This window comes from Streptomyces sp. NPDC012794, assembly GCF_042901085.1.
Taxonomy (GTDB): Bacteria; Actinomycetota; Actinomycetes; order Streptomycetales; family Streptomycetaceae; genus Streptomyces.
The window spans coordinates 83,755-105,055 of the sequence record NZ_JBIBCI010000007.1; the positions used below are offsets into that span (position 1 = coordinate 83,755).

At 73.8% G+C, this 21,301-nt stretch carries 16 protein-coding genes; 13 read left to right on the forward strand and 3 right to left on the reverse strand.

Annotated elements, in window-relative coordinates; translation table 11 throughout:
- Positions 1-31 precede the first annotated feature (31 nt).
- From ACFY7H_RS15565 to ACFY7H_RS15585, 5 genes are all read left to right on the forward strand, one after another.
- Positions 32-637, forward strand: coding sequence for a YdbC family protein (locus tag ACFY7H_RS15565; protein WP_388938253.1), 606 nt, complete (start codon positions 32-34; stop codon positions 635-637).
- Between the two features lie 73 nt (positions 638-710).
- On the forward strand, positions 711-1,370 hold the full coding sequence (locus ACFY7H_RS15570) for a histidine phosphatase family protein (RefSeq protein WP_388938256.1): 660 nt from the start codon (positions 711-713) through the stop codon (positions 1,368-1,370).
- Between the two features lie 11 nt (positions 1,371-1,381).
- Entirely contained in the window at positions 1,382-2,296 is a 915-nt protein-coding gene (locus ACFY7H_RS15575) for an ADP-ribosylglycohydrolase family protein (protein ID WP_388938258.1), read from the forward strand.
- 519 nt (positions 2,297-2,815) lie between these two features.
- Entirely contained in the window at positions 2,816-3,526 is a 711-nt protein-coding gene (locus ACFY7H_RS15580) for a ribonuclease HII (protein WP_388938260.1), read from the forward strand.
- Between the two features lie 38 nt (positions 3,527-3,564).
- Positions 3,565-4,251 (forward strand): hypothetical protein, encoded by a 687-nt coding sequence (locus ACFY7H_RS15585; RefSeq protein WP_388938262.1) that lies wholly within the window; start codon positions 3,565-3,567, stop codon positions 4,249-4,251.
- A 138-nt stretch (positions 4,252-4,389) separates the two neighbouring features.
- Here the strand turns inward: ACFY7H_RS15585 and ACFY7H_RS15590 are convergent, their stop codons facing one another.
- Positions 4,390-5,019: a hypothetical protein gene (locus ACFY7H_RS15590; protein WP_388938264.1), complete on the reverse strand. Its 630-nt coding sequence runs from the start codon at positions 5,017-5,019 to the stop codon at positions 4,390-4,392.
- A 215-nt stretch (positions 5,020-5,234) separates the two neighbouring features.
- The gene (locus ACFY7H_RS15595; protein WP_388938266.1) at positions 5,235-7,394 is read right to left on the reverse strand and encodes a RecQ family ATP-dependent DNA helicase; all 2,160 of its coding nucleotides are present in this window, start codon (positions 7,392-7,394) and stop codon (positions 5,235-5,237) included.
- Positions 7,395-7,517: 123 nt separating this feature from the next.
- Between ACFY7H_RS15595 and ACFY7H_RS15600 the strand changes: the two genes are divergently transcribed.
- The 7 genes from ACFY7H_RS15600 (at position 7,518) to ACFY7H_RS15630 (ending at position 18,293) form a co-directional block, all read left to right on the forward strand.
- Positions 7,518-8,780, forward strand: a complete 1,263-nt coding sequence (locus tag ACFY7H_RS15600; RefSeq protein ID WP_388938268.1) for a DUF4192 domain-containing protein — start codon at positions 7,518-7,520, stop codon at positions 8,778-8,780.
- 197 nt (positions 8,781-8,977) lie between these two features.
- On the forward strand, positions 8,978-11,194 hold the full coding sequence (locus tag ACFY7H_RS15605; protein WP_388938270.1) for a glycogen debranching N-terminal domain-containing protein: 2,217 nt from the start codon (positions 8,978-8,980) through the stop codon (positions 11,192-11,194).
- Between the two features lie 117 nt (positions 11,195-11,311).
- Complete coding sequence (locus tag ACFY7H_RS15610) at positions 11,312-12,058, forward strand: NUDIX domain-containing protein (protein ID WP_388938272.1); 747 nt, start codon at positions 11,312-11,314, stop codon at positions 12,056-12,058.
- 164 nt (positions 12,059-12,222) lie between these two features.
- The gene (locus tag ACFY7H_RS15615) at positions 12,223-14,205 is read left to right on the forward strand and encodes an ATP-binding cassette domain-containing protein (RefSeq protein WP_388938274.1); all 1,983 of its coding nucleotides are present in this window, start codon (positions 12,223-12,225) and stop codon (positions 14,203-14,205) included.
- Positions 14,206-14,352: 147 nt separating this feature from the next.
- The gene (locus ACFY7H_RS15620) at positions 14,353-15,294 is read left to right on the forward strand and encodes a FadR/GntR family transcriptional regulator (RefSeq protein WP_388938276.1); all 942 of its coding nucleotides are present in this window, start codon (positions 14,353-14,355) and stop codon (positions 15,292-15,294) included.
- Positions 15,295-15,670: 376 nt separating this feature from the next.
- Positions 15,671-17,245, forward strand: a complete 1,575-nt coding sequence (locus tag ACFY7H_RS15625) for an RNA polymerase sigma factor (protein WP_388938278.1) — start codon at positions 15,671-15,673, stop codon at positions 17,243-17,245.
- Positions 17,246-17,438: 193 nt separating this feature from the next.
- Complete coding sequence (locus ACFY7H_RS15630; RefSeq protein WP_388938280.1) at positions 17,439-18,293, forward strand: serine protease; 855 nt, start codon at positions 17,439-17,441, stop codon at positions 18,291-18,293.
- Between the two features lie 191 nt (positions 18,294-18,484).
- Here the strand turns inward: ACFY7H_RS15630 and ACFY7H_RS15635 are convergent, their stop codons facing one another.
- A complete protein-coding gene (locus tag ACFY7H_RS15635; protein WP_125816943.1) occupies positions 18,485-18,721 on the reverse strand; it encodes a hypothetical protein in 237 nt (78 codons plus the stop codon).
- Positions 18,722-19,167: 446 nt separating this feature from the next.
- Between ACFY7H_RS15635 and ACFY7H_RS15640 the strand changes: the two genes are divergently transcribed.
- Positions 19,168-21,288: a type IIA DNA topoisomerase subunit B gene (locus ACFY7H_RS15640; RefSeq protein WP_388938282.1), complete on the forward strand. Its 2,121-nt coding sequence runs from the start codon at positions 19,168-19,170 to the stop codon at positions 21,286-21,288.
- The last annotated feature ends 13 nt before the right edge of the window (positions 21,289-21,301 follow it).

Consider the following 21,301-nt stretch of genomic DNA (forward strand, 5'->3'; position numbering starts at 1 on the left):
CGGGGCCGCGCCCGGCCCGTACGATGGCGCGGTGCTGGTCAAGTGGATTCGCTGCACGGTGACGGACCGACGCGGGTTCGAGCGCGGGCAGCGCAAGTGGGCGGGGCTGCCCGGCGAACCCGGTTTCCGGGGGCAGGGCGGCGGCTGGAGCAGAGGCCGGCAAGGGGTCGCGCATGTCTTCGCGTTCTGGGAGAGCCGGTCCTTCTACGACTCCTTCATGGCCCGCTCGCACGACAGACTGGCGGCCTCGCAGAACGGCACCTACACCGACGCGAGGGTCACGCTCTTCGACCACCGCTTCGACGTGAAGACGGGCTTCGAGCCGCGCTTCAGCGACGCCGACGTGGTCCGCGTCGCCCACACCCGGGTACGGGAAGGGCGCGTGGACCACTTCGCGCTGATGCAGGAGAAGGTGTGGAACCCGGCCATGGCGGGATCGCCCGGCATGATCCGGGGCCTGTTCGGGGAGGCGCCCGGCCGGGAGTTCCTGGTGCTCTCGATGTGGCGGGCGGCGGCGGAACACGGCAAGTACCGGCAGGAGAGGGTGGAGCGGCTGTCGCTGCGCGCCCAGACCGAAGCGGACGTCGAAGCGCTCACCGGGGACGTGGTCGACCTCGAATCCGGCTGGACGGTATGACCGTAGGACAACCGTCATCCTCGCCCGGCGTGCCCGGGTCACCGCCGCCCCGGAGGCCGAATAGGGTCGGGGGATGGTTCGACCACGGCGCATCGTCCTCGTCCGGCACGGGGAATCGGAGGGAAACGTCGATGACACGGTGTACGAGCGGGAGCCCGACCACGCCCTGCGGCTGACCCGAGCCGGCCGCGAGCAGGCCGCGGCGGCGGGGGCGCGGCTGCGCGAGCTCTTCGGGGAGGAGACCATCAGCGCGTACGTCTCCCCCTACCGCCGGACCCTGCAGACCTTCCGCGAGCTGCGGCTGGACCCGGTGCGTGTACGCATGCGCGAGGAGCCCCGGCTGCGCGAGCAGGACTGGGGGAACTGGCAGGACCGCGACGACGTCAAGCTCCAGAAGGCGTACCGGGACGCGTACGGCCACTTCTTCTACCGTTTCGCGCAGGGCGAGTCGGGCGCAGACGTCTACGACCGCGTCGGCTCCTTCCTGGAGAGCCTCTACCGCAGCTTCGAGGCGCCGGACCATCCCGAGAACGTCCTGCTGGTCACCCACGGGCTGACCATGCGGCTCTTCTGCATGCGCTGGTTCCACTGGTCGGTGGCCGAGTTCGAAGCCCTCTCGAACCCGGGCAACGGAGAATTCCGCGTCCTGCAGCTCGGACCCGACGGCCGGTACCGGCTGGACCGCCCGTTTGAGCGGTGGACCACACCCGAGCCTTATGACCTGGACGGCTAAAGTGACGCGCGATGACCGCTGACTCCACTCCCGAGACGCGCTACGCACGCGCCATGTCCAGCCTCCGAGGGCTGGCGCTGGGGGACGCCCTGGGCTCCCAGTACTTCGTTCCCGTCAACTATCCGCTGCTCAAGCGGCGCGAGCTGCCGGCCGGCAGCGAGCCGTGGCAGTGGACCGACGACACCGAGATGGCCTGCTCGGTGGTGGCCGTGCTGGCCAGGCACGGGCGCATCGACCAGGACGCGCTGGCGGCCTCCTTCGCCGACCACCACGACTTCGACCGCGGTTACGGGCCCGCCGTGAACCGGATGCTGCGCCTCGTCCGGGAGGGTGAGGACTGGCGCACGCTGGCCGCCGAGCTCTTCAACGGGCAGGGCTCCTGGGGCAACGGCGCCGCCATGCGGATCGCCCCGCTCGGGGCCTGGTACGCGGACGACCCCGAGCAGGCCACGCACCAGGCGGAGATCTCCGCCTACACCACCCACCAGCACCGCGAGGCGGTGTGCGGGTCGATGGCGGTCGCCGCCGCGGCCGCGCTGGCGGCGTCCCCGGCCGGCGTGCCGACCGCCGAGGACCTGCTGGACGGGGTGATCGCGCTCGTGCCGCGCAGTGCCGTGGGCGCGGGGGTGCGCAGGGCGCGGGACATGCTGGACTACGGCGACGCGACCACGGTGGCCGCGGTACTGGGCTGCGGGAGGCGCACGAGCGCCCACGACACGGTGCCCTTCGCGCTGTGGTCGGCGGCCCGGGCGCTGGACGACTACGAGAGGGCGTTCTGGACCACCGCCCAGGTGGGCGGCGACGTCGACACCACCTGCGCGATCGTCGGCGGGGTGCTGGGAGGGCGCGGCGACGCGGTGCTGCCGCAGGCGTGGCTGGACCGGACCGAGGCCCTCCCGGCGTGGCTGCCGGCCCTGCCCGGGTGACGCTCCCCGGCCCGTGAGCCGCCCCGCGGCTCGCCCCTGCGCGCGGTTCTTCGCGAACGCGATCATGTGCAGGGCGGCCCGTTCCGCGACATGGTCCGGAACGGGCCGGGCGCGGCGGCGCCAGAGGTGATCCGTGAGCTGTTCAACGCGGAATCATGCGAGGAACGTGCGCCCCGACGCCAGGGGCGCCATGCTCGCCGAGGTGAGTGCGGTGATGCTCAGGCACCGCGCCAGGGTGTGCGGGAGCGAAGGACCCGACGCCGAGATCGCGGAGACAGGCCGGCGGGCCGAGGGTGCCGGTGCTCCGCGCGCGAACCGCGGCCGAGCTCCGCCGCCGCCTCCGTACGGGCTCGGCGACACCCGCGCACGAGCCCGCGCGGGCACCTCGCGAAGCCGGCGGAGGAGCCCGGGGCGCAGCCGCGTACGCGCGCCACCCCGACCCGTGGACGCCCCCCGGACACCGCTTGCCCCGGGCCGGGGTGTGCAGGCGGCGCGGGGCGGCGTAACCTTGCTGGCGCCATGCCGTACGAAGCACCCACCCACACCGTCGAGCGCTCCCTCCGTGCAACCACCGGCGCCAAGGTCATCGCCGGGGTCGACGAGGTCGGACGAGGGGCCTGGGCCGGCCCCGTCACCGTCTGCGCGGCGATCACCGGCCTGCGCCGGCCGCCCGAGGGCCTCACCGACTCCAAACTGCTCACCCCGAAGCGGCGCGACGTGCTGCTCGAGGTCCTGGAGGACTGGGTCACCGCACACGCCCTCGGCCACGCCTCCCCGGAGGAGATCGACGAACTCGGCATGACGGCGGCCCTGCGGCTCGCGGCGGTGCGCGCACTGGAGGCGCTCCCGGTCCGGCCCGACGCGGTGATACTCGACGGCAAGCACGACTACCTCGGCCCGCCCTGGCGGGTCCGTACGGTCATCAAGGGCGACCAGTCCTGCGTCGCCGTGGCCGCGGCCTCGGTGATCGCCAAGGTCCGGCGCGACCGGATGATGGCCGAACTCGGCGTACCGGGCGACGGAATCGAGGACTTCGCCTTCGCCGCCAACGCCGGCTACCCCTCGCCCGTGCACCGGGCCGCACTGGAGGTGCGCGGGCCCACCGCGTACCACCGGCTCTCGTGGTCCTACCTCGACGCGCTGCCCCAGTGGCGGCACTTGAAGAAGGTGCGCCGCAGCGAGGAAGCGATGGAGCTGGAAAACGGAGGCCAACTCGGCTTCGATTTCTGATCGCACCCACGTGCCACCGACCGGTACGTTTCGTACCGGTGTTTGATAGATGTCAACTCCCGCCTCTCACCCCCGCCATCGAGGAGCCTCAGATTCACGAGAGTGCCCAGGGTCCCCGCGTCACGCCGGCCGCGAGCCGCACCGCGCAGACCCCCCGCCCTGTACCTGGTCCGCGTCCCGTAGCCGTTCCCCGGCCCGGGCGCCCCGGTCCCTCTCCCGCGGCGGCGAGCCCCGCGGGTGTCGTCCCCCGGCCCGGTCCGCCCGCGCCGCGCGCGGCACAGGCCACCCCCGGACCCGTTCCCGCAGCCTCCGCCGCGCCGTCCGTCTCGGCGGCGGTTCCGCAGGTCCAGCTGATCCCGGCGTCCGCCGAGGGTGCGCTGGACGCGGCCGAGGAGGCAGTGGACCTGCTGCTCGACACCGGGCGCGCGCCCGGCGAGATCCTGGTGATCACCACCGGGGACCCGCACCCGTGGGCCGCCCACGAGCTGTCCTTCGGCGAGGCCTCCTACTGGGCCCAGCACGACGCCGGGGACGACGTCTTCTACGCGGACGTGGCGCACGTGCAGCGCGCCTCCGGCCGCCCCGTCGTGGTCTTCGCGGCCAACGGCGGACCGGCCGGGGCGACTTCCACCGCGCTGCCGGTGGCGCTCGCCCGGGCGGGTGCGCTGCTGATCGTGTGCGGCGACGTCGCGCAGATCAACTCCGTGCTGAGCGCGAGCGTCTGACGCTCCGTATCCCGTACGGGCGAGGGGCGGGGCGGGCCGCGGGGCCGGCCCCGCTGAAGGCCGGCCCCCGGCCGGCCGGTGCCGGCGGTGCCGACGGTTTCCGGGGCGCCGCCGCGCCGGAGCCCGCCGGCGCGGGCCTCAGCGCGCGGCGGTCCGGCGCAGGGCCTCCGCGGCGCCGCCCACGGTGCTCAGGGTGAGCGGTGCGGGATCGGTGGTCACGGAGCCCAGCGGCTCCGGACGCGAGTCCGAGCCGGGCCGCCGCCCGCCCCGGCCGTCACCCAGCACCTGCCAGCCGCCGCGGGTCAGCGTGATGTACGCGCCGCAGCGCAGCCCGTGCAGCGTGCAGGCGTCACGCAGCCCCCACATCCAGGCGCCGTCCTCCTCGGTCCAGCGCTCGTCACCCTCACGGCAGTACATCAGCACCGCCGTCCGGACCGGGGTCCGTCGCCGCAGGTCGTGCGGGATGATCCGGCGCAGTCGCGAGAGCAGCGCGTTGCGGTACTCCCAGCCGTCCGCCGAAACGGACTTCTGCACGAACGAGGCGCTCGCGACGAGCTCTTCCTCGGGGCCCAGCACGGCGATGACGGCCGTGGCCGGAACCGGGCTGTGGCGGGAGTGCAGCCCGCTGACCACCTCGCGCGGATTGCGCAGCAGGGGAACCCCCGCCGCCGTCCACTCGGAGGGCTCGAGCAGTCTGCCGTGCCGGCTCGTGCCACCGGCCGCCGCTGCCAGTGACGTGGTCGAGGACGGGGCGAATCCGAAGGTCACGGTCCTCCCTTCGGGTACACGCCCGCGTACGGGCACGGCTGAGGTGTGGGCGCGCCGCGGCGCGGCCCAGGAGAGTGCCGACGAGCCGAGCGGGAGCACTCCGATTCTCGCGCGGCCCGCGAGGATGGGGCAATGAGCATTTGCGGCCGCGGACCGGAATTCGCCGGTATGCCGCTCATATCCTTGCCCCGCCACACCGGAGATGACGCATTCCGCTACGGCTGGAGGGCGAGCACCAGCGGAAACACCCCTTCGACCCCTGCCCGCCGCAGCAGCCGGGCGGCCACGGCGAGGGTCCATCCGCTCTCCGCGCGATCGTCGACGAGGAGCACCGGACCCTGGACCTGGGCAAGGCTGGCCGCCAGGGCTGGCGGGACGGTCAACGCCTGGTGGAGCGCCCGGACCCGCTGGGCGCTGTTCGAGGACGGCAGCCCGAACTCCGGTGCCTGATCCGTGTATTCCAGGGCTCCCAGCAGCGGGAGCCGCCCCACCTCGGCGATGCGCGCGGCCAGGGAACCGACCAGCTGCGGGCGGCTGCGCGAAGGCAGCGCCACCACGCCCACGGGCCGGGCCGGGGCGTCGGCCGCCCCCGAGGCCCAACCACCGGGCCCCCGGGCCCAGTCGGCGAGCACGGCCACCACGGCCTGCACGACATCGTCCGGAACGGGCTGATCGGCCGCCTGCGGGGCCAGCATGGGGCGCAGCCGGTTGCCCCAGCCGATGTCGGACAGCCTGCCCAGGGCGCGGCCGGTCGAGGACTGCTCCCCGGCCGGGATCCGCCCCTTGAGGTCCACGCCCACCGCCGCGAGGCCGGTCGGCCACATTCTGCGCGGTTCCAGTTCCACGCCGGGACGGCCCAGTTCGCCCCGGGCGGTGTCCAGCGCGGCACCGGAGACCTCCGCCGTGAAGCGGGCGCCGGCACAGTTGTCGCAGCGGCCGCAGGCAACGGCCTCCTCGTCGTCGAGCTGGCGGCGCAGGAACTCCATCCGGCACGCGGTGGTCGCCACGTAGTCCCGCATCGCCTGCTGCTCCGCGGCCCGCTGCCTGGCCACCCAGGCGTAGCGCTCGGCGTCGTAGGCCCAGGGCTCACCGGTGGCGGTCCAGCCGCCCTTGACGCGGTGGACGGCGCCGTCGACGTCGAGCACCTTGAGCATCGTCTCCAGCCGGGTGCGGCGTAGGTCGACCAGCGGCTCCAGAGCGGGCAGCGACAGCGGACGGCCCGCCTGCGCCAGCACGTCCAGGGTGCGGCGGACCTGCTCCTCCGGGGGGAAGGCCACCGACGCGAAGTACTGCCAGATCGCCTCGTCCTCCCGGCCCGGGAGCAGCAGGACCTCGGCGTGCTCGACACCGCGGCCCGCGCGGCCGACCTGCTGGTAGTAGGCGATGGGGGAGGAGGGCGAGCCCAGGTGCACCACGAAGCCCAGATCGGGCTTGTCGAAGCCCATCCCCAGGGCGGAAGTCGCCACCAGGGCCTTGACCCGGTTGGCCTGGAGGTCGCTCTCCGCCTGCTCGCGGTCGGCGTTCTCGGTCTTGCCGGTGTACGAGGAGACCGTGTGCCCGCGGTGGCGCAGGTAGGCGGTGACCTCCTCGGCGGCGGCCACCGTCAGGGTGTAGACGATTCCGGAACCCGGCAGCTCGGCCAGGTGGTCGGCGAGCCAGGCCAGCCGGTGCGCGGCGTCGGGCAGCGTCAGGACGGCCAGGCTCAGGCTCTCGCGGTCCAGCGGGCCGCGCAGCACCAGCGCGTCCGTGCCGGCGCCGGTACCCAGCTGCTCCGCGACGTCGGCCGTCACCCGGGCGTTGGCGGTCGCGGTTGTCGCCAGCACGGGAACGCCCGGCGGGAGATCGGCGAGCATCGTGCGCAGCCGGCGGTAGTCGGGACGGAAGTCGTGGCCCCAGTCGGAGATGCAGTGCGCCTCGTCGACCACGAGCAGCCCCGTGGCCGCCGCCAGCTTGGGGAGCACCTGGTCGCGGAAGTCGGGGTTGTTGAGCCGCTCCGGGCTGACCAGCAGGACGTCGACCTCGCCCGCCGCCACCTCGGCCTGGATGCCCTCCCACTCCTCGGGGTTGGCGGAGTTGATGGTGCGCGCGTGGATACCGGCCCGGGCGGCGGCCTCGACCTGATTGCGCATCAGCGCGAGCAGCGGGGAGACGATGACCGTCGGACCGGCTCCGGCGGCCCGCAGCAGGGAGGTGGCCACGAAGTAGACCGCGGACTTGCCCCAGCCCGTGCGCTGCACGACCAGGGCCCGCCGCTTGTGCGCGACGAGGGCCTCGATCGCCCGCCACTGGTCCTCGCGCAGCCGTGCGGTGCCCGTGGGGTCGCCCACGAGGCGGGCGAGTACAGAATCGGCCGAGGACCTCAGGTCTGCGTTCATGCCCCCATGCAACCCGATGCCTCTGACATCGCGCCAATGCGGCCCCGCACCTGTGGATGTTGAAGACCGGACGAGTTATCCACAGGGGTTTCCGGTTCGGGCCGGGCACGGGACCGTCGACGCATGACGACGAACAGCGAATCACCCAGCCCGTCCGGACGGCCCTCCCTCAGTCCTTCCGGGGCCCCCTCCGAATCCCAGATCACCCTGCGCAGCCCGGCGGAACTGGCCGACGCGCTGCCCTACATGCTCGGCTTCCACCCCACCGACTCCCTCGTCATGGTCACCGTGCACGGCGAGAACGGACGCTTCGGCGGCCGGCTCCGCGTGGGCATCCCCCTCACCCCCGCGGAATGGGAGGACACCGCCCGGCAGGTCGCCGAATGCCTGATCCGCGGCAGCGAACGGCGCGGCGACAAGCCCGACGGCATCGTGGTCTTCCTCTGCCAGGACCCCAGGGACGGCGAGAGCGGGCAGCGGGTCATGACCCGGCTGCGGCCGCTCGCCCAGCGGCTGCGGGTCGCCTGCGGCGCCCTGGACGTGCCGGTCCTGGAGGCCCTGTGCCTCTCCGCCGGCCGCTACTGGTCCTACACCTGCGGCGACGACGGATGCTGCCCGGCCGAGGGAAACCCGCTGGCCCCGCCCGGCACCTCGGTGATGGCCGCCGCGGCCACCTTCGCGGGGCTCCAGGTCCGGGGCTCACTCAAGGAGATCGAAAGCCGGCTGACCCCGCTCGGCGGGACCTGGGCCGTCGAGCAGGAGGAAGCCCTGGAGCGGGCCGCCACCGCCCTCGTGCCGAGGATCCTCGACGGGGCGACCAGGGAGGAGGTCGGCGCGGAGACCCTCGCCCTGGCCCGGACCCTGATGCGGCGCCTGACCCTCGCACCGCCCGTGGAGGGCGGCCCCCGCGCCGACGACTGGGACGACGCGCTGCTCGGCCACGACGAGGCCGCCGCCGTGATCCTCGGGCTCCAGGACCGGGAGATCCGCGACATCGCCGCCGAGTGGATGGAGGACGAGGAGGCCGCCCCCGCCCTGAGGCTGTGGCGGGCCCTCGCCCGGCGCTGCGTCGGGGCCTACGGGGAACACGCGGCCGCCCCGCTGACCCTGGCGGGCTGGGTCTCGTGGTCCACCGGTGACGAGCCGACCGCCCGGATCGCCTTCGGGCTGGCCCTGCGCGCCGACGCCGAGTACCGCTTCGCCCAGCTGCTCCACCACGCCTGCAACGAGGGCATCGACCCGGAGGGCCTGCGGGAGTGCCTGCGCGAGGAGCGCAGGCGCCGCGAACCGGGCCGCAGGAGGCGGGCCGCGGCCACCCGCCCGCCCGGCCGCCGCACCGGACGGCACCGCCGCGCCTCCCGCCGCCCCGAGGGGAGCGGGCAGTGAGCCCCCGCCAGGTCTTAGCGGGCGCCCGACGGCGGCCGGCCGGCACGGCCCCGCCCCGGAATCGGCCCGCCAGGCGCGCGCAGCCGCCACCGGGGCCCGTGACCAGGGTGGGGGTGGGGACGTTCAGGTGGAGGGTGGTGGGGGCCCGGCCGCGCCGCCGCCCCGCAGAACCGGCCGGAGCGCAGACAAGGCGGCACATGGCTCCCTCCGTACCCCGCAGCGGCCCGCCCGGGCCCCCTCCCACTCCGGCGCCCCGTCCACCCGAACCGGCGCCCGGCCACCCGCCGCAGCGCTCGGCCGGTCTCCCGCCCGGGGTCGTCGGGGCAACGTGGCAGCCCTCGGGGCAGCCGTCCGGCGCGGGCGCGGGCGCGGGCGCGGGCCCGCTCGGGCAGGGGCGAGACGGCGGAGCCGGGCTGCCCGGGCAGGAGTCTGGTGCCGCTGGTGATGGCGGTGGCGGCGGTGCCGCCGGGCGCAGGGCCGAGTTGCCTCCGGTGCACGGGGCGGTCGTCTGTGTCGCCGCCCCCTGCCTGGCCATCTCGCCCGAGCACGGCCAGCTGACCGGGCGGGGGACCGACGGGATCTACCGCTCCGGGCGCCGGCTGCTGTCCCGCTGCGTGCTGCGCGTCGCCGGGCGGGACCCGGTCGCCCTCCACGGCCGCAGCCTCGGCGCCGACCGGGCCGCCTTCACCGCCACCGTCCGCACCGGAGTCGAACTTGGACCGGACCCCGACATCGGGGTGGAACGGGTCCGCCACGCCGACGGCACCGAGCGCATCACCGTGCGCAGCTTCGCCGCCCGCCCCCTGCGCCTGCCCGTCGAGGTCTGCCTCGGCACCGACCTGGCCGACCTGGCCGCGGTGGCCGCGGGGCGCGCCGGGCCGGAGCTTCCCGCCGCGGTGCACGCGGCGGGACTGCGGTGGGGCAGCGGGGACGCCGTGGCCGTCACCACCGCCGAACCGGCCCCCGACGACGCCCTCGCCTCGGCGGGGCTCCTGCGCTGGGAACTCGAACTGGGCCCCGGCGAATCCCGCACCATCGAGCTGCGGACCACCCCCGACCGCCTCACGCGGGCCCCCGCCGGGCAGGTGGCGAACCCGCTGGCCGCAGCCCGCGCCGAGGGGGACGACCCGAGGGCCGACGCCTGGTTCCGCACCAGCGTCGAGGACCTCCGGGCCCTGCTCCTGCGGGACCCCGCGGCACCCGGCGACGCCTTCGCCGCGGCAGGAGTGCCGTGGCGGCTCGGGCTCGCCCCGGCGGAGTCGCTGTGGGCCGCGCGGATGGCACTGCCGCTCGGCACCGGACTGGCCGCCGCCACGCTGCGGACGCTGGCCCGCGCCCAGACCGGGGGACGGGGCCCGGACGCGGGGAAGATCCCGGGTCCCCTGCGGGCCGCCGGGCCGCAGCTGCCGCCCGGGTGCACCGGCACCGAAGCCACCCTCGGCTTTCCGGCGGTGCTCGCGGAGGCCCGGCGCTGGGGCCTGCCCGAGGAGGACGTGGCCCGGCTGCTGCCCGTCGCGGAGCGCTGCCTGGACTGGCTGCGCGGGGCGCTCGGGGAGGACGGCTTCCTGGCCGATCCCGATCCGGGGCCGCGGCGCTGTGAGACCCAGGCCCACGCCCATCGGGCCGCGCTCCTCGGCGCCGATCTGCTGGACGGGTGCGGGCGCGGCGGAGCGGGGGAGTGGCGGGAGTGGGCGGCCGCGCTGCGGGAGCGGTTCCGGGACCGGTTCTGGATCGACGGCCCGGACGGGGGCCGCCCCGCCGCCGCCCTGCACCCGGACGGCCGGCCGCTGCCCCGGCTCACCGGAGCCGCCGCGCACCTGCTCGACCCGGGCCTGCTCGGCGGGGGTCGGCTCGCCCCCGGGCTGCTGGACGCCGTCCGTACCGAACAGCTCGCCCGGCTGCTCGGAGCCCCCGCCATGGACTCGGGGTGGGGGCTGCGGAGCATGGCCACCAGGGAGCCGGGGCACAACCCCTTCGGCCACCGGTCCGGAGCGGTCCGGGCGCACGAGAGCGCCCTCGCGGTGGCCGGGCTGGCCCAGGCGGGCTTCGAGAAGGAGGCCGCCGGTCTGCTGCGGGGCCTGCTCGACGCGGCCGAGGCCTTCGGATACCGGCTGCCGGAGATGTACGCCGCCGAGCAACGCACGGCGGGCAGCGCCCCGTTGCCGCATCCCGCGGCCTGCCGGCCGGCCGCGGTGGCCGCCGCCGCCGGGATCCACGCGCTCACCGCCCTCGCCGGCATCCGCCCCGACGCCCCGGCGGGCACCGTCGCCGTGGCCCCCCGGGCGGGCGCCCCGCTCGGCGCCCTGCGCCTCTCCGGCCTGCGGGTGGCGGGGGAGCCCTTCACCGTCCGGGTCAGCCGTCTCGGCGTCGGCATGGTGGAGGAGGCCGCCGATGGACTGCAACTGGGAGGCTGAGACGAAGGCCGGGAGGCGGTCCCGCGCGGTGGGGAGGATCCTGTCCGCGCTCCGGATCACCGCCCTCGGGATCACCAAAGGACTGTTTATCGTCAAGCAGACGACTATGATCGCGGCATGCCTCCCTACGACCCGTCGGCCTTTCCGCCCTTCGCTGTCACCGTCGACCTGGTCGTGCTCACCGTGCGGCGCCACGCGCTCTGCGCGCTGGTCGTCCGACGGGGTGAGCAGCCGTTCCAGGGGCGCTGGGCGCTGCCCGGCGGCTTCGTGCGCGGGGACGAGGACCTGGCCGGTGCCGCGGCCAGGGAACTCTCCGAGGAGACCGGGCTGTGCGCGCACGACCCGGCCGCACCCGGCGTGGGCAACGGCGCGCACCTCGAGCAGCTCGCCACCTACGGGGACCCGCAGCGCGACCCCCGGATGCGGGTGGTCAGCGTGGCGCACCTGGTCCTCGCCCCCGACCTGCCCGCCCCGAGGGCCGGCGGCGACGCCAACAGCGCCCGCTGGGCTCCCGTCGACGAACTCCTGGAAGGCCCGGACCGGGCCTCCGCCGGGCTCGCCTTCGACCACGCCACGATCCTCGCCGACGGCGTCGAGCGGGCCCGTTCGAAGATCGAGTACTCCTCCCTGGCCACCGCCTTCTGCCCGCCCGAGTTCACCGTGGGTGAGCTGCGGCGGGTGTACGAGGCCGTGTGGGGCGTGGCGCTCGACCCGCGCAACTTCCACCGCAAGGTCACCGGGACCCCCGGGTTCCTGGTGCCCGCCGGGGGGACGACGACCCGTCAGGGCGGACGGCCCGCCCAGCTCTTCAGGGCCGGCGGCGCGACCTTGCTCAACCCGCCCATGCTTCGCCCCGAGGTCTGACCGGCCGGAGCCGCGCCGACGGCGCCCTCCGCCGTCCGGGGGCCTGCCTGCGGCCATATCTACACGAACCCGGGGCGGTTGCGCACAAAATCGGACATATCGCGTTATCTTGCTTGCGGTACCCACGCTGCCGCAGAGCGGTCTCACACCCCGCGAGAGAAGCGATGCTCCAGGCCATCGGACTTACCAGCACATCCCGTCGAGATCTCCCGCCCCTCGTGGACGACCTCACCTTCGAGGCCCGTCCGGGGTGCGTGACCGCCCTGCTCGGAGAGCCGGGTTCGGGCAAGACCACCGCACTGCGGCTCATGCTCGAACTCGAACCGGGCCGCGGCGTCACCTACTTCCGCGGCCGCCCGCTGCACCGGATCCCGCATCCGGCCCGCGAGGTCGGGGTCCTCCTCGGCGACGTCCCCGGACACCCGTCGCGGACGGTCCGCGGTCAGCTGCGGATGCTCTGCGCCGCCGTCGGTGTCCCGGCCTCCCGGGCGGACACCATGATGGAGGTCGTCGGCATCGGCGGCCTGCGCGACCAGCGGCTCGGCTCCCTCTCGGCCGGCATGGACCGCCGGGTCGGGCTGGCCGCGGCCATGCTCGCCGATCCCTGCACCCTGATCCTCGACGAGCCCGCGGCGGGGCTGGCCCCGCGGGACCGGGCCTGGCTGTACGGCCTGCTGCGCGGCCACGCCTCCCTGGGCGGAGCCGTGCTCTTCACCACGGGCGACGCCAAGGAGGCCGCCCGCAGCGCGGACCGGGTCGTCTCCATCGCCGCGGGCCGGCTCGTCGCCGACCAGGACGCCGCGGACTTCGCGCGCACCAGGCTGCGGCCCCGCGTCGCCGTGCGCACCCCGCACGCCGCCCGGCTGGCCGACGTACTGGGCCGCGAGGCCAGGGCCGCGCACCGGGTGGTCGAGATCGTCGAGGAGAGCGGCAGCCGGCTCTCGGTGTACGGGAGCAACTGCGCCGAGGTGGGCGAGGCCGCGTTCCGTCACGGCGTACTGATCCACCAGCTCGCCGACGAGACCGGCGACACCGGAGCACCCGTCCCGCCCGTGCCGCAGGCCCGCACCGGAGCCGGCTCCGGCGCCCGGGTGGAAGCCCGCGCGGAGGCCCGGGTGGAAGCCGCCGCCCAGGTCCGCACCGGACCGGGCGTCCCCGCGGCCGGCGGTGGCGCGGGCGTCCACCGCGAACCCGGCGCCGCCGGTGCGGGCCCCGCCGGAGGGGCCCGCACCGAACCGCCCGCCGAAACCCCGCCCGCTCCCGGCCCCGCCGCCCCCGCCCACGCGTCCACCGGGCGTGCGCGGGCCCTCGCCGGGCCCGCCCGGCACGCCCGCTCCGGCCGTCCCGCGCGCCCGGCCCCGCCGGTGCGCCGAGTGGGCGGCCCGCTGCGACCGCTGCGCTACGAGCTGCGCCGCGTCTTCGGCACCGCCACCCCCTTCCTCACGGCCGCCCTGGTCGTCGCCGTCTCCGCCGCCACCGCCCTCGTGCTGGCCCGCACCGGCCACACCCCGCTCAACCGGATCCTCGCCGCCTGGCCGCGGCCGTTCCCGCTGCCCCCGGCCGCGCTCGGCGCCGGACTGCTGGGCGCCCTGGCCTTCGGTGAGGAGTACCGCTACCCCGCCCTCGCGGCCGACCGCGGCACCGTGCCGCGCCGCTTGGGGCTGCTCACGGCCAAGCTCGGAGTGTGTGCCGCCCTCGCCCTCCTGCTCGGAGCCCTCGTGGTCACCGCCGACGCCGCGGCGCTGCGCCTCGTCTTCGGCGCGGCACCGCTGCGGGTACCGGCCGACTGGCTCGCGGCCGCCGCGAGTTGGGCCGGGCTGCTGGTCGGCTGCGCCTGGGCCGGGGTGCTCGCCTCCGGGGCCTTCCGGTCCTCCCTCGCGGGCATGGCAGCCGTGATCGCCGTACCGGTGGCGGTCGTCCCGCTGGTGCGCGGAGCCCTGGAGGGGCAGTCCGCGTACCCGGCGAGCGGGGTGGCCTCCCGGCTGCGGGCCCTGGCCTCCGCACCCTGGCCCGTGGAGGCCGACCGCTTCGTGCTGGGGGCCCTTCGGGTGATGGCCCAACCCGTCGGCGCAGCACTGGTGTTGTCGCTGATGGTCCTGTTGTGCGCCTATGGGTTCACAGGACTGCGCGCACGAGTCCGTTGGTGATCGTTGCGATGCGGGAGGCGACTGCCAGGTGACCGGAGAAGACCGCTTCGCACGAAGTCACGCGAAGCGGACCGCAACTCCCCGCAAAAGGTCCGGTTCCTTACGATAAGTCGTCAATTGCGTAGGTGGCACCGATCACCCTTTCGTGTGCTTTTCACCAAAGACCTCAAGGGTCATGGAGGCACGGCCGACAAAGGATTCGTGAGTACCCTTGCGCACACCATGATGACCGCCGCCCGCCATGCCGACACCGGCCTCGCCGGCCCGGGCGATCTCGACCGCTACCCCTACGCGGAGGCCGCCGGCTCCGACCGGGTGGGGCCACCCCACTGGGACGGCGGCGACGTCGAGTTGAGCCGCGTCGGCCGCCGTGCGGCCGGCAGCCGCGGCCGCGGGCTCCACGGCCAACTCGTCCAGCAGCTCGGCCAGATGATCGTCTCCGGCGACCTCGGCGCGGACCGGCCCCTGGTGCCCGAGGAGATCGGCCAGCGCTTCGAGGTCTCCCGCACCGTCGTCCGCGAATCACTGCGCGTCCTGGAGGCCAAGGGCCTCGTCAGCGCCCGGCCCAACGTGGGCACCCGGGTCCGGCCGGTCGCCGACTGGAACCTCCTCGACCCCGACATCATCGAGTGGCGCGCCTTCGGTCCCCAGCGCGATGACCAGCGCCGCGAGCTCAACGAGCTCCGCTGGACGATCGAGCCGCTGGCCGCCCGCCTCGCCGCCGGCCACGACCGCCCCGACGTCCAGCAGCGCCTCTCCGACATGGTCGAGATCATGGGCCACGCCCTCGGGCAGGGAGACGCGATCACCTTCGCGCGCGCCGACAACGAGTTCCACGCGCTCCTGATCCAGATCGCGGGCAACCGCATGCTGGAGCACCTCTCGGGCATCGTCTCCGCCGCCCTCCAGGTCTCCGGCAACCCCGTCACCTCCTGCGACCGCCCCAGCGAAACCTGCGTGGCGCACCACGCGCGCATGGTCGAGGCCCTGGCCTCCGGCGACAGCGTGGGTGCCGAGAACGCCATGCGTCAGCTCCTGACGGTGCACCCGGAGGTAGAGCGCGTGGTTCCCGCACCGCGCGAGCACTGACGCTCCGACGCACGGGGGCGTGGGAGCGCACCACCGGTCGCCGGGTCCTTCGGGCCCGGCGACATCGGCGTGCGGACCTCCCCGCGCGGCGGCCCCCGGCCGGGCCGTACGGCCGCGCGACCGGCACGGGTGCGTACGCCGTGTGACGCAAGCCACGGAGGGGCGCACTCGGGACACGAAGATTGGGCGTAACGCTCCGCGACGTCACGCGATGAACTAAGAGGTGATGGCCGACGGAGGGAAGACAGCAGCCCTTGGGGATGCTGTGCAGCTCCCCGGCCCCTGCCCGCGCCCCCGGCCCATCCCCAGTCGGTGGTCGTCGGCTCCGGTCCAGCACCACGCCGGGGTCGGAAGCCGTTCCCATCGTTCCGAGAGGTTGTTCGTGTCGGCCAGCACATCCCGTACGCTCCCGCCGGAGATCGCCGATTCCGAGTCTGTGATGGCGCTCATCGAGCGGGGCAAGGCCGAGGGGCAGATCGCCGGCGATGACGTGCGTCGGGCCTTCGAGGCTGACCAGATTCCAGCGACCCAGTGGAAGAATGTTCTGCGCAGCCTCAACCAGATCCTCGAGGAAGAGGGTGTGACGCTGATGGTCAGTGCCGCGGAGTCGCCCAAGCGCACCCCCCGCAAGAGCGTCGCGGCGAAGACTCCCGCGAAGCGGACGACGACGAAGACCGTCGCGGCCAAGACGGCGGACGCCCCGCCAGCGGCCGACGCCGTCGCGGAGCCGGCGACGACGGACCCCGGCACCGCCGACGCGCTCGCCGGGGAGCCCGCGCCCGAGCCCGCCGCGAAGAAGACGGCGGCGAAGAAGACCGCCGCCAAGAAGGCCACCGCCAAGAAGACCGCCGCGAAGAAGACGGCGGCGAAGAAGACGGCGGCCAAGAAGACCGCCGACGAGGGCGAAGCGGAGGGCCTGGAAGAGGGTCCCGAGGCCGTGAAGGCGGAGGCCGAGGAAGAGGACGAGGGCGGCGAGAACAAGGGCTTCGTCATCTCCGACGACGAGGACGACGCCCCCGCCCAGCAGGTCGTCGTGGCCGGTGCCACCGCCGACCCCGTCAAGGACTACCTCAAGCAGATCGGCAAGGTCCCCCTCCTCAACGCCGAGCAGGAGGTCGAGCTCGCCAAGCGGATCGAGGCGGGCCTGTTCGCCGAGGACAAGCTGGCGAACTCCGACAAGCTTGCCCCCAAGCTCAAGCGCGAGCTGGAGATCATCGCCGAGGACGGCCGCCGCGCCAAGAACCACCTGCTGGAGGCCAACCTCCGCCTCGTCGTCTCCCTGGCCAAGCGCTACACCGGTCGCGGCATGCTCTTCCTCGACCTGATCCAGGAAGGCAACCTGGGCCTCATCCGCGCGGTCGAGAAGTTCGACTACACCAAGGGCTACAAGTTCTCCACGTACGCCACCTGGTGGATCCGGCAGGCGATCACCCGCGCCATGGCCGACCAGGCCCGCACCATCCGCATCCCGGTGCACATGGTCGAAGTGATCAACAAGCTCGCCCGCGTGCAGCGCCAGATGCTCCAGGACCTGGGCCGCGAGCCCACCCCGGAGGAGCTCGCCAAGGAACTCGACATGACCCCCGAGAAGGTCATCGAGGTCCAGAAGTACGGCCGCGAGCCGATCTCCCTGCACACCCCGCTCGGCGAGGACGGCGACAGCGAGTTCGGTGACCTCATCGAGGACTCCGAGGCGGTCGTCCCGGCCGACGCCGTGAGCTTCACGCTCCTGCAGGAGCAGCTCCACTCGGTCCTCGACACGCTGAGCGAGCGCGAGGCCGGCGTGGTCTCGATGCGCTTCGGACTGACCGACGGGCAGCCCAAGACCCTCGACGAGATCGGCAAGGTCTACGGGGTCACACGCGAGCGCATCCGCCAGATCGAGTCGAAGACGATGTCGAAGCTGCGCCACCCGTCACGTTCGCAGGTGCTGCGCGACTACCTGGACTGAGCCGGGCCGAGGGGCCGCGGCCGGGCGGGCGCGGCCCCGGGCTCGGCCGGATCCCGAGCTGCCGTCGGGCGGGCTGCGGCGTGCCCTCGACCGCGTCGGCGGGCCTCCGGCACCGCCCCGGGCAGCAGGTGCGCATGTTCCCGGGTCATCCCACTCTGGGTGTATTCGAGCACACTCAGAGTCAGGAGGCCTCATGCGTCGTCCCTTCGCCCGTGTCCTGGTGGGCGCTCTGACCCTCGTGGCGGGAGCGGCCGCGGCGCCGCTGGCCCAGGCGCCCAGGGTGGCCGCGGACAGCATCGTCATAGGCGGGAGCCCGGTGCGGGTCGCCGACAGTCCGTGGGTGGTGGCCCTCGCCAGCCGTGACCGGTTCGGGGGTATCCGCGACGGGCAGTTCTGCGGGGGTGTCGTCGTGGCACCCACCACGGTGGTGACGGCGGCGCACTGCCTGGGCCGCCAGGTGCTGGGCGGGCCCGTCGAATCCGTCACCGACTTCCGCGTGATCACCGGACGTACGGAGCTCCGCGCACCCGAGGGCCGTGAGATCGCGGTACTGGGCGCCCGGGTGAACCCGGCCTACGACCCCGGGACCAATGCCGGGGACCTGGCCGTCCTGGAGCTGGCCGAGGCGGTGCCGGCGGACCACGTCCTCCCCATGGCCGGCGCCGGCCACCCCGCCTACGGAGCGGGCACCGAGGCGGCCGTGTACGGGTGGGGAGACACCAGCGGCTTCGGCGACTACGCGTACGGGCTGCGGGCGGCGCGGGTCACGGTACTGGCGGACGACGTCTGCCGCCGGGCGTACCCGGGGGACTCGGACGGGCGCTACCAGGAGGACTCCATGGTGTGCGCGGGCGACCGCTCCGGCGGGAAGGACGCCTGCCAGGGCGACAGCGGCGGGCCGCTGGTGGCCCAGGGGCGGCTCATCGGGCTGGTGTCCTGGGGCCGGGGCTGCGGGCGCGCGGACAGCCCGGGGGTGTACACCCGGATCGCCCCGTTGGTCGGCTTCGTGAGCGGCCCGCAGGGGGACGTACGGCCGGGCGAGCTCTAAGGACACCACCCGAGGCCGCGGAGGGGCTACAGGTGGCCCGTACGGCCCCTGAAGGGGTACGGGGACCGGAAGCGGCGGGGCCCGGGCGGTCCCGGACATGAGGACGGGCGGCCATCCCTGGGTCTCAGAGATGCCGCCCGTCGACCGGCCTGGCCGGTCCTGGCTCGTCGGATGCGAGGTTCAGGCTTGTGTCAGCGGTCCTCGTCGGCCGCGCTGGCGGCGGCCGGAGCGGACGTAAGCCGCTCGGTCTCATCCTGTATTTCCGCGGCGATCTTCTTGAGTTCCGGCTCGAACTTACGCCCGTGGTGGGCGCAGAAGAGCAGTTCACCACCGCTCAGGAGGACGACGCGCAGATATGCCTGGGCGCCGCAACGGTCGCATCGGTCAGCGGCCGTCAGCGGGGTCGCGGGTGTCAGAACAGTAGTCACGTCGCCTCTTCTCTAGCTCGACGAGCTGTCGTACCAGGGTCAACATCCAACCAGGCCGAAAACGTTCCCGCTCGCGGCTTTTCCTCGAAACTTCCTTCCGAAGCTGGCCGGCTGCTGCCGGTTGGCGGCGAAGGAGCCGTATTGCGTTGCTTTACGGTTTCGCGTTGTCAGTCGTTCGCTTGTAGCAGTTCTCGTCCTCCCGGCGTGAGTGCCGGTTGTGCATGAGGACGTGCCCGAACCCTAAATGGTTCATGCGTCGAAGGGAACGTGATGTTTGCTTCACCCCCACGGGGGATCGAACATCCGTGCGGATCTGCACTACGCTGTGGGAGCCACGAGGGTGGCGTTGCATCGGCTCTACCAGGCCTCGGTACCCTTCGAGCGGCGACCGAGCCATCCCTGCGCCCGACCGGGCCAGAAAAGAAATTCAGCGAGGAGCGAACTGCGTGACCGCCGACACGTCCGTGCCTTCCAGCGCGCTGCTGTCCGGAGCAGACCGGGACGGCTCCAACTACACCGCGCGGCACCTGCTCGTCCTCGAAGGCCTCGAGGCCGTCCGCAAGCGCCCCGGTATGTATATCGGCTCCACCGACAGCCGAGGCCTGATGCACTGCCTCTGGGAGATCATCGACAATTCCGTCGACGAGGCCCTGGGCGGCTACTGCGACCACATCGAGGTGATCCTCCACGACGACGCCTCCGTCGAGGTCCGCGACAACGGCCGCGGCATCCCGGTCGACGTCGAGCCCAAGACCGGCCTGTCCGGGGTCGAGGTCGTCATGACCAAGCTGCACGCCGGCGGCAAGTTCGGCGGGGGATCGTACGCGGCCTCCGGCGGTCTGCACGGCGTCGGCGCCTCCGTGGTCAACGCCCTGTCGGCCCGCCTGGACGTCGAGGTCGACCGGGGCAGCTCCACCCACGCCATCAGCTTCCGCCGCGGCGTCCCCGGCGTCTTCGCGGACCAGGACCCCGACAGTGCCTTCGACCCCGCGAGCGGGCTGCGCAAGGTCAAGCGGATCCCCAAGGGCAGGACGGGCACGCGGGTCCGCTACTGGGCCGACCGGCAGATCTTCCTCAAGGACGCCCGGCTCTCCCTGGAGACCCTCTACCAGCGCGCCCGCCAGACCGCCTTCCTCGTGCCCGGCCTGACCATCCTCGTCCGCGACGAGCGGGGCCTCGACGGCGCGGGCAAGACCGAGGAGACCTTCCGCTTCGACGGGGGCATCAGCGAGTTCTGCGACTACCTCGCCCCGGACAAGGCCGTCTGCGACGTCCTGCGCCTGACCGGCTCGGGCACCTTCAAGGAGACCGTCCCGGTCCTCGACGACCGCGGCCACATGACCCCCACCGAGGTCACCCGCGAGCTCGGCGTGGACATCGCCCTGCGCTGGGGCACGGGGTACGAGACCGGCGTCAAGTCCTTCGTGAACATCATCGCCACCCCCAAGGGCGGCACCCACGTCTCCGGCTTCGAGCGCTCGGTCACCAAGACGGTGAACGAGGTGCTGCGCTCCGCGAAGCTGCTGCGCGTCGCCGAGGACGACGTGGTCAAGGACGACGCCATGGAGGGCATGACGGCGGTCGTCACCGTCCGGCTCGCCGAGCCGCAGTTCGAGGGCCAGACCAAGGAGGTGCTCGGCACCTCCGCGGCCACCCGGATCGTGGCCGCCGTCGTCGCCAAGGAGCTCAAGGCCTTCCTGACCTCCACCAAGCGCGACGACAAGCAGCAGGCCCGCGCCGTGATGGAGAAGATCGTCGCGGCCGCCCGGACCAGGATCGCGGCCCGCCAGCACAAGGAGGCGCAGCGCCGCAAGACCGCGCTGGAGTCGTCTTCGCTGCCCGCCAAGCTGGCCGACTGCCGCAGCGACGACGTGGAGCGCAGCGAGCTCTTCATCGTCGAGGGCGATTCCGCGCTCGGTACGGCCAAGCTCGCGCGGAACTCCGAGTTCCAGGCGCTGCTGCCGATCCGGGGCAAGATCCTCAACGTCCAGAAGTCCTCGGTCTCGGACATGCTCAAGAACGCCGAGTGCGGAGCGATCATCCAGGTCATAGGAGCCGGCTCCGGCCGCACCTTCGACATCGACGCCGCCCGCTACGGGAAGATCGTCCTCCTCGTCGACGCCGATGTGGACGGCGCGCACATCCGCTGCCTGCTGCTCACGCTCTTCCAGCGGTACATGCGCCCGATGGTCGAGGCGGGCCGGGTCTTCGCGGCCGTGCCGCCGCTGCACCGGATCGAGCTCGTCCAGCCCAAGAAGGGTCAGGACAAGTACGTCTACACGTATTCGGACAACGAGCTGCGCCAGACCCTGCTGGAGTACCAGCGCAAGAACATCCGGTACAAGGACGCCATCCAGCGCTACAAGGGCCTCGGCGAGATGGACGCGGACCAGCTGGCGGAGACCACCATGGACCCCCGCCACCGCACCCTGCGGCGCATCAACATCGGCGACCTGGACTCCGCCGAGCAGGTCTTCGACCTGCTCATGGGCAATGAGGTGGCCCCGCGCAAGGAGTTCATCACCGGCTCCGCGGCGACCCTGGACCGCTCGCGCATCGACGCCTGACCCGCGCGCGGTA

Coding starts and splice junctions, on each gene's coding strand:
- ACFY7H_RS15570 (WP_388938256.1), top strand. CDS start 711: ATGGTTCGACCACGGCGCATCGTCCTCGTCCGGCACGGGGAATCGGAG.
- ACFY7H_RS15575 (WP_388938258.1), top strand. CDS start 1,382: ATGACCGCTGACTCCACTCCCGAGACGCGCTACGCACGCGCCATGTCC.
- ACFY7H_RS15580 (WP_388938260.1), top strand. CDS start 2,816: ATGCCGTACGAAGCACCCACCCACACCGTCGAGCGCTCCCTCCGTGCA.
- ACFY7H_RS15595 (WP_388938266.1), bottom strand. CDS start 7,394: ATGAACGCAGACCTGAGGTCCTCGGCCGATTCTGTACTCGCCCGCCTC.
- ACFY7H_RS15600 (WP_388938268.1), top strand. CDS start 7,518: ATGACGACGAACAGCGAATCACCCAGCCCGTCCGGACGGCCCTCCCTC.
- ACFY7H_RS15605 (WP_388938270.1), top strand. CDS start 8,978: ATGGCTCCCTCCGTACCCCGCAGCGGCCCGCCCGGGCCCCCTCCCACT.
- ACFY7H_RS15610 (WP_388938272.1), top strand. CDS start 11,312: ATGCCTCCCTACGACCCGTCGGCCTTTCCGCCCTTCGCTGTCACCGTC.
- ACFY7H_RS15615 (WP_388938274.1), top strand. CDS start 12,223: ATGCTCCAGGCCATCGGACTTACCAGCACATCCCGTCGAGATCTCCCG.
- ACFY7H_RS15630 (WP_388938280.1), top strand. CDS start 17,439: ATGCGTCGTCCCTTCGCCCGTGTCCTGGTGGGCGCTCTGACCCTCGTG.